Source organism: Spiroplasma endosymbiont of Megaselia nigra, from assembly GCF_003987485.1.
Classification (GTDB): Bacteria; Bacillota_I; Bacilli_A; order Mycoplasmatales; family Mycoplasmataceae; genus Spiroplasma.
In genome coordinates this window covers 1-6,359 of the sequence record NZ_RCOO01000066.1, presented here as the reverse complement: position 1 = coordinate 6,359, position 6,359 = coordinate 1, and the positions used below count along the sequence as shown (strand labels likewise).

At 26.4% G+C, this 6,359-nt stretch carries 5 protein-coding genes and 2 pseudogenes; all 7 read right to left on the bottom strand.

Annotated elements, in window-relative coordinates; genetic code table 4:
* Positions 1-219 precede the first annotated feature (219 nt).
* Positions 220-987: a spiralin lipoprotein gene (locus D9R21_RS08345; protein WP_241568736.1), complete on the bottom strand. Its 768-nt coding sequence runs from the start codon at positions 985-987 to the stop codon at positions 220-222.
* On the bottom strand, positions 951-1,223 hold the full coding sequence (locus D9R21_RS08340; RefSeq protein ID WP_241568735.1) for a hypothetical protein: 273 nt from the start codon (positions 1,221-1,223) through the stop codon (positions 951-953). Before D9R21_RS08340 ends, D9R21_RS08345 begins: the two co-directional genes overlap by 37 nt.
* Before the next feature lie 6 nt (positions 1,224-1,229).
* On the bottom strand, positions 1,230-2,342 hold the full coding sequence (locus tag D9R21_RS03905; RefSeq protein ID WP_241568734.1) for a binary toxin-like calcium binding domain-containing protein: 1,113 nt from the start codon (positions 2,340-2,342) through the stop codon (positions 1,230-1,232).
* Between the two features lie 56 nt (positions 2,343-2,398).
* Positions 2,399-3,184, bottom strand: a pseudogene (locus D9R21_RS03900) (ADP-ribosyltransferase).
* 122 nt (positions 3,185-3,306) lie between these two features.
* Positions 3,307-3,672 (bottom strand): PTS transporter subunit EIIB, encoded by a 366-nt coding sequence (locus D9R21_RS03895; protein WP_126821180.1) that lies wholly within the window; start codon positions 3,670-3,672, stop codon positions 3,307-3,309.
* 2 nt (positions 3,673-3,674) lie between these two features.
* Complete coding sequence (locus D9R21_RS03890; RefSeq protein WP_126821179.1) at positions 3,675-4,472, bottom strand: diacylglycerol kinase catalytic domain-containing protein; 798 nt, start codon at positions 4,470-4,472, stop codon at positions 3,675-3,677.
* Positions 4,473-4,935: 463 nt separating this feature from the next.
* A pseudogene (locus D9R21_RS03880) lies at positions 4,936-5,919 on the bottom strand (IS30 family transposase).
* Between the last annotated feature and the right edge of the window lie 440 nt (positions 5,920-6,359).

Genomic DNA, 6,359 nt, shown 5'->3' with positions numbered 1-6,359 from the left:
AGTTTTCATTCTTTATTAAAAAAAGCAACAATTCATAACAATATTTACTTATCGCATGACGAATATATTAATGATGTTAAAAAATGAAATAAATGATATTCAAGCCGCAAAAAAAAGGATATAATAAATAAAAGTTTATAAACCTTTTTTACTAATACTTACTTTTTGGGGTGCACTCTACTTTTTTATCGTGTTAATCTTTTTAATAAAATGAAAATATTATTTGATAGCTTTTACATAACCCTTAAAAGCAAATTTTCCAGAAATATATTTTGAAGTGTCTTTTGCTTTAACTAAAATTATGACTTCTTGTTGCTTTGAATAATCACCTGGATGAGCATTATTTGTAATTGTATAATCTTCAGCAATTACTGCTTCTACTATATCTTTCACAATTTTTAGCACTTTAGCAACAAGCGTTGCTTCAATATTAATTTTTTCTAATTCATTAATAGTTGTCGCATTTGGATTCGCTGCTTTAATTTCTAAAGCACTATATGGAATAGTACCCTCGCGAGAAGAAATATCGACTTTTTCTATTTTTATAAGTTGTGGTAAAGTTACTTTAATATATCCGGTATTGCCAATAACAACCATACTATCCTGCGCTGCAACAATTTGAACATAAACATCAACTTTACTATCTTGTAAATTAACAGTTTCTAATTCACTACCATCTTTATCTTTAAAAACATCATAAGTAAAATCAGCTGTTGTAGCCGTTTTATTAATTCATTGTACCGCTGATAAAACAATTGGATCTAATACTATTTTAATCTCAGCTTTTGTAACTGCTATTGGATCCATAACAGTCATTTCTTCTGGTGCTTCAATTATTTTAATTTTTGCTAAATCATTGTTACTTTCAGAGTTGTTACTCTCATCTTTGCTATCACCAACTTTGGTACATGCAACTAACATAAGTGCTAAAACATGAACTTTTTTCTCAATTATTGAACGAATTTCAGCAAAATATCTATTAACCATATGTCTTTGTCATTATTTTCTTTAAAAATAATTTTCATTCCTTGTATTAATCTAATATTAAAAAGATTTTTCAAATCATATTTTTTAATTTGTTTTTTTAATAAAACTAAAGTTCTTTCATCTAAAATAATATCAATATTACCTTGCAAGATAAACTTAGTATTGTTATAAACTAAAACATCATTATTAACTTTGGCATTATTAAAAGCAATTTCAAATGATTCACCTAAAGTCAATTCTGGTTAGGATTGGCCATCATAGTTATCTTCTTTGCGAGCAGAAACCCGTCTTTCTTGAATATCACCATTTTCAAAAATTAAGGTTAAACAAGCAGTACGATTATAAATATCCACCATAATATGTTCTCATTTTTGATATTCATTCACCATTGGTAACATATCAGTAGTATATGTTTTATACAATCCTGATGTTTGAATTGTTTGAATCTGTAACGGGACACCAGTTTGTAATGATTCAACTTGTTCATAATTCAATTTAATTGGCTGTGAATTAAAATCATCAATGGTATTTCAAGCAATTGAATTTTGAACTTTATCAGGGAAAATTGCTCCTGGTAAAATGACATTTTCTGTAGTATTACTTTTTGCAATAATTGTAGCAATTGTATTTGATAATTCACCAATTCCTAATACAAAATTAAGCGTTGGACGAACTTCATAAATTGGCGCTGTTCCAACATTTAAATACTTAACATTTCCATTTAAAAATGCAACTTCAGAAGTATTAATTCCTAATGAATGTGTTCATGTTTGCCCCTGTTCTTGCGATGATGTATTAGAACTAGAATGTTCAGAAGATACCGTACTAGATCATTCATGTGAAATATTAGTACTAACAGAAAGACTCGAAAAAAAAGAAATTTCTGCTGAAACCGATGCTCCAACAGTTGTTGCTTCAGTATTACTACCAGAAGTTGAAACACTAATAGTATTACTTTTTTGTTGGCCAACTGATCTCCCTTGCTCATTTGTAACATTAAAATTGTTAGATAAAATCATTTTATTCATCATTACTACAATTTTAGGATACGCAGCAACAAGCGGATGACGTGCTTCTGGTAAAACTCCTTGATCAATTTTTCCTAATACTTTTTCATCATCCGAATAAGGATCTCCCGTGGTATGACTATTATACGGGTCTGATTTATATTTTATAAATTTACCTGGTTTGTGTTTTTTATCATCTCAAGGAACAATTAATCCCCCTTCAACTGTATAACCATTGATTTCTCAAAAATCAGGAATGCCATCATCATCACTATCTAACGCATGCTCACAATCACTGTTAAGGCAAGAACTTTGTTGCTTAATATTATGTTGCTTAACTATTATCAATATCTGTATTTTTTTCCATAATATTTACTTCTCCTTTTCATTCTTTGCTTTATTATTTAAAATTTTTTATCTTCTCGTGCTAAAGAAACCTCAACCTTAATACTTTCTTTACCCGTGGTTTTATCTTTAACAATAAGGAAGTTATGATAACGAAAGGTATAACCACGATTTAACAATAATTCATTTTGACCATAATACCTACTAATTTCATCAACATAAATTGCTTTTGTTCTTTTTGGTAAAATAATTCTTAATAAAATTGGATAACGCTCCCCAGAATATTATTTATGAGGGTCTTTTGATAAAGACCTACTTAAAAAACTATGTTGCGTAAATTTTTCACCAGTATAGTCTTGCCGAATTTTCGTAAATAAATCACGATTAATTTTATTATTTGCATCACGTAAATTAAGGTCATGGTCTGAAAATTGATAGCCACTAACCCGACGAAAAACAACTAATTTTTCATTTGTTTTTGCTTTTTGAAATGATTTATCTAATTTTAAAATTTTATCATTAACTTTCTTTAAATCATTTTTTGTAAATTTAAGTTCAGTTGGAATAGCTTCAATATCATGATATATTTTTCCATTTGTCTTTCGTAAATATTCATTAATTGGTTCATAATGACTTCCGGTATATTGTTCCAAATACTCTTTGAATTCATTTTTCTCATTTTTTGTTAATTTATTTTTTCAATCATTATATAATTGTCTTCCGCCATTCCTTGCTTCTTCATGTCTGTCTTTATAGTGGCGTCGATTTTTATTAAATTTTTTATTGAAAGGTTGCTTTAATCGTCCTAACGCTGGCACATAAAAAATAAACTCTTCAAATATCATTGCAATTCTTCTTCCACTTTATAATTAAATTATCTCTTAAAAGTAACAAAAAAAAAAGCACGAAAGTGCTTTTAACAAATTATTTGCAGATAAAAATAAACAATAATAAAAAATTGTAATAATTATGTTTCAATAATTTTATTCATTTCATCTTTTATTGCTAAACTGATATTGCCAAATGGCAAAATAACAGTTTGGGCAACAATATCAATATTTTTTAATTTAAATTTAGTTTTTAACAAAACCAAATCAACTTCGTCTAAATCTTTTACTGTTACTCGCAACCGAGTTAAGGTTGCTTTAACCATTGTAATATTTGTTTTTGTTCCTAAAATATTAATTAAATCATTAATAGAAAAAGAAAGCGCTTGTTTTGGAACAAGAATTTTTTGAAAATTAAAAATCTTTTTCCGAAAAATCATCATTAAAATAAACAACAGCATTAAAATCATTGCCACAACAATGATAATAATATATTCAGTTTGCATTATTAATCATCTCCTCTGTTATCATTGCAATGAGCAAATAATAACTTCATCTTCGCAATTAGACTCAAATCATTTTCTTTATCATAGCATAAGTTCAATGTTTTTTGACTAATTTTTAACTCTACATCGGAACTTAAAATTTCTGATTCATAAGTATCAATCACTAAACTTTTTCCTTTCAACTCACCATTTAACCTTATTATTTGATCTTGGTCTAAAATAATTGAAGCGTTAATTGTGGAAAAAGTTGAATTTGCCACCGGAGCAATTTCCTTTAATTGCCATAGAGTGGAAATATTAGATGCAATAATGGAACCATTAATTGCTCGCATATAACCTGTTGAACCAGTTTTAGTTGCAAAAACAAGCCCACTTCCCCGGAAATGCTCCAATAAATCATTATTAACATAAATGTCAGTACGAATTGTTTTAACATGGTCAACAACTTTTGCTTCATTTAATGCATAGCGAATAAGATTACCATTATATTTAATTTCTAATAATGGCATTTGGCGAATATGAACTTTATTATTAATAATTGCTTTAGGATAAGTATTTTCATCATAGTTGGCATAAAATCCTAATGAACCAGATTTAATTAAAATAAAAAAAACTTTATCAATAATATCTTGAAATTTATTAACCGCTCTTAATAAAGTTCCATCCCCGCCAATGATAAAAACATACTGTGGGTTACTAAGATCTTCTTTTAATTGATTTTCTTGTAAAAGTTTACTAATTTTATTAACTAACTGTGTTGATTCTTGATAATCATTTGCAATAATTGCATATTTAACCATTGTTCTCGCCACCTTTTTTTCATTTAGTTATATTATACCTTTATTTTAATTTGAAAACTTAATTAAATAAAAAATAGTTAGCTTTGCTAACTATGATTCTTATTGCGAATTGTTAATAATTCAATATCAGTAAATTTTAATAAATTAGTTTGATTAAGATGATAATGAATTTTATTATCTGATCAAAAAATATATTTAAAAGTAAAAGTAATGTAAGTTAATCCTTCTTTAGTATGAAATTTATTACATACGCCACGAGGAACAGATTCTAATTTTTTTGTTTTTTTATCATGTATTGTGTAAATTCAAGCAGCAAATTATGTTTCTTGTTATTTTGATAATAACACTCTTTAAAATAAATGCAACTATTTTTTCAAAAAAAATAAAATATTTGTAAATTTACCCTATTTATGGCATATTTAAGCATACTGAAAAATAGTTTATTAAATTACTTCAAATAAACTTATTTAAAATTCTCTGAAAATACTTCTTTAGATGTTCTTCAATTTAAACAAGGCCTTAATTTTTCATTCATAACATTAACTACTCATTCTATTTCTTGTTGACTAACATTATTAAAATCTGTTCCCTTAATATATCGTTTTCTAAATTCACGGTTCATTCTTTCAATTAAGGGTTTTTGTTTTGGTGAACCCGGATCACAATAATAAACATTAGCACCAGCAATCTTTTCCATTTCTTCAAATTTACTAAATTATTTTCCACGATCTGTTATTATTCCTTTAATTTTTCCAAATAAATTATTAGTTTTAACTATATGTTCAAGTTTTTCTAAAACTTCATTAGCAGTATGTTCTTCTAATTTCATTGCAAAGTATTTTTTGCTTGATTGCTCAACTAATACTAAACAACTAGATTGATGGTCTTTACCAACTATCGTATCCATTTCAAATCAACCAACATTAGTCTCTTTATTTTCAATATCTCAAATTGACCCAAATCTTTCATCTAATTTTCCACGATTATCAGGTCTTTTCTTTGTTCTATTTCTTCTACCACCATTTAATAAATTTTTCTTTAACAAACCCAAAAGACCTAAATAAATTCATTTATAAAATGTTTTAAGACATGCAGGAAATTTGATGCCAAATTTTATTAAAAATCGATGAATAATTTCTGATGGTGAATCACCAAAAATATTAAATCGTAAATTTAAAAATTCTTGTTGTTCTTCTGTAAATGTTGGCAGTTTTTTAATACACTTTTTTCGTTTTTGTTTGTAATCTTTTTGTGCTTCAACTGCTATATAATCTTCTATCTTTTTAAATCGCTTGATTTCTCTTTTAACGGTATTAATCCCGCGACCCATTTTTCTTGCTATTTCAGATAAGTTAATCTTGCCATTTTTCTTTTTACAATTATCAGATAACAATAAATCTTTAAATAAATTTCGTTCATCATATTTTACATGTGTATATTTTTGCATTTTTCTGTCTCCAATTCTTTTTAAAATATTTATAACATTAAATTAAAAATTATTGACAATTATTTTTATAAGTATATAATTAAATTAATAAAAAATAAGTAAATTCTGTCTCTTAAAGCTGTTTATGAAAAATAAAGTAATTAAGTTTACTTTTTTTATTTTGATGTAAAATATAGATAATAAAAAAGAACCGCGATGGTTCTTTCATAGTTTTTATTACTCTTTTATTTAATCATATTCATTAAATAATAGCAATTTTAATGTGCAAAAAAGAGTAAAAAATGAAAGAATTTAATCCCAATAAAGCAAGTTATACAACAATTTGAAGAAAAATTGAAGAGTTTTGAAAAGATAAGAAACCAAATATTCCCTATACTTTGAACGATTTAACCGATAAACTCAATCTTTCTAGCAGATGAAGACATGAAACTTACAAGAGC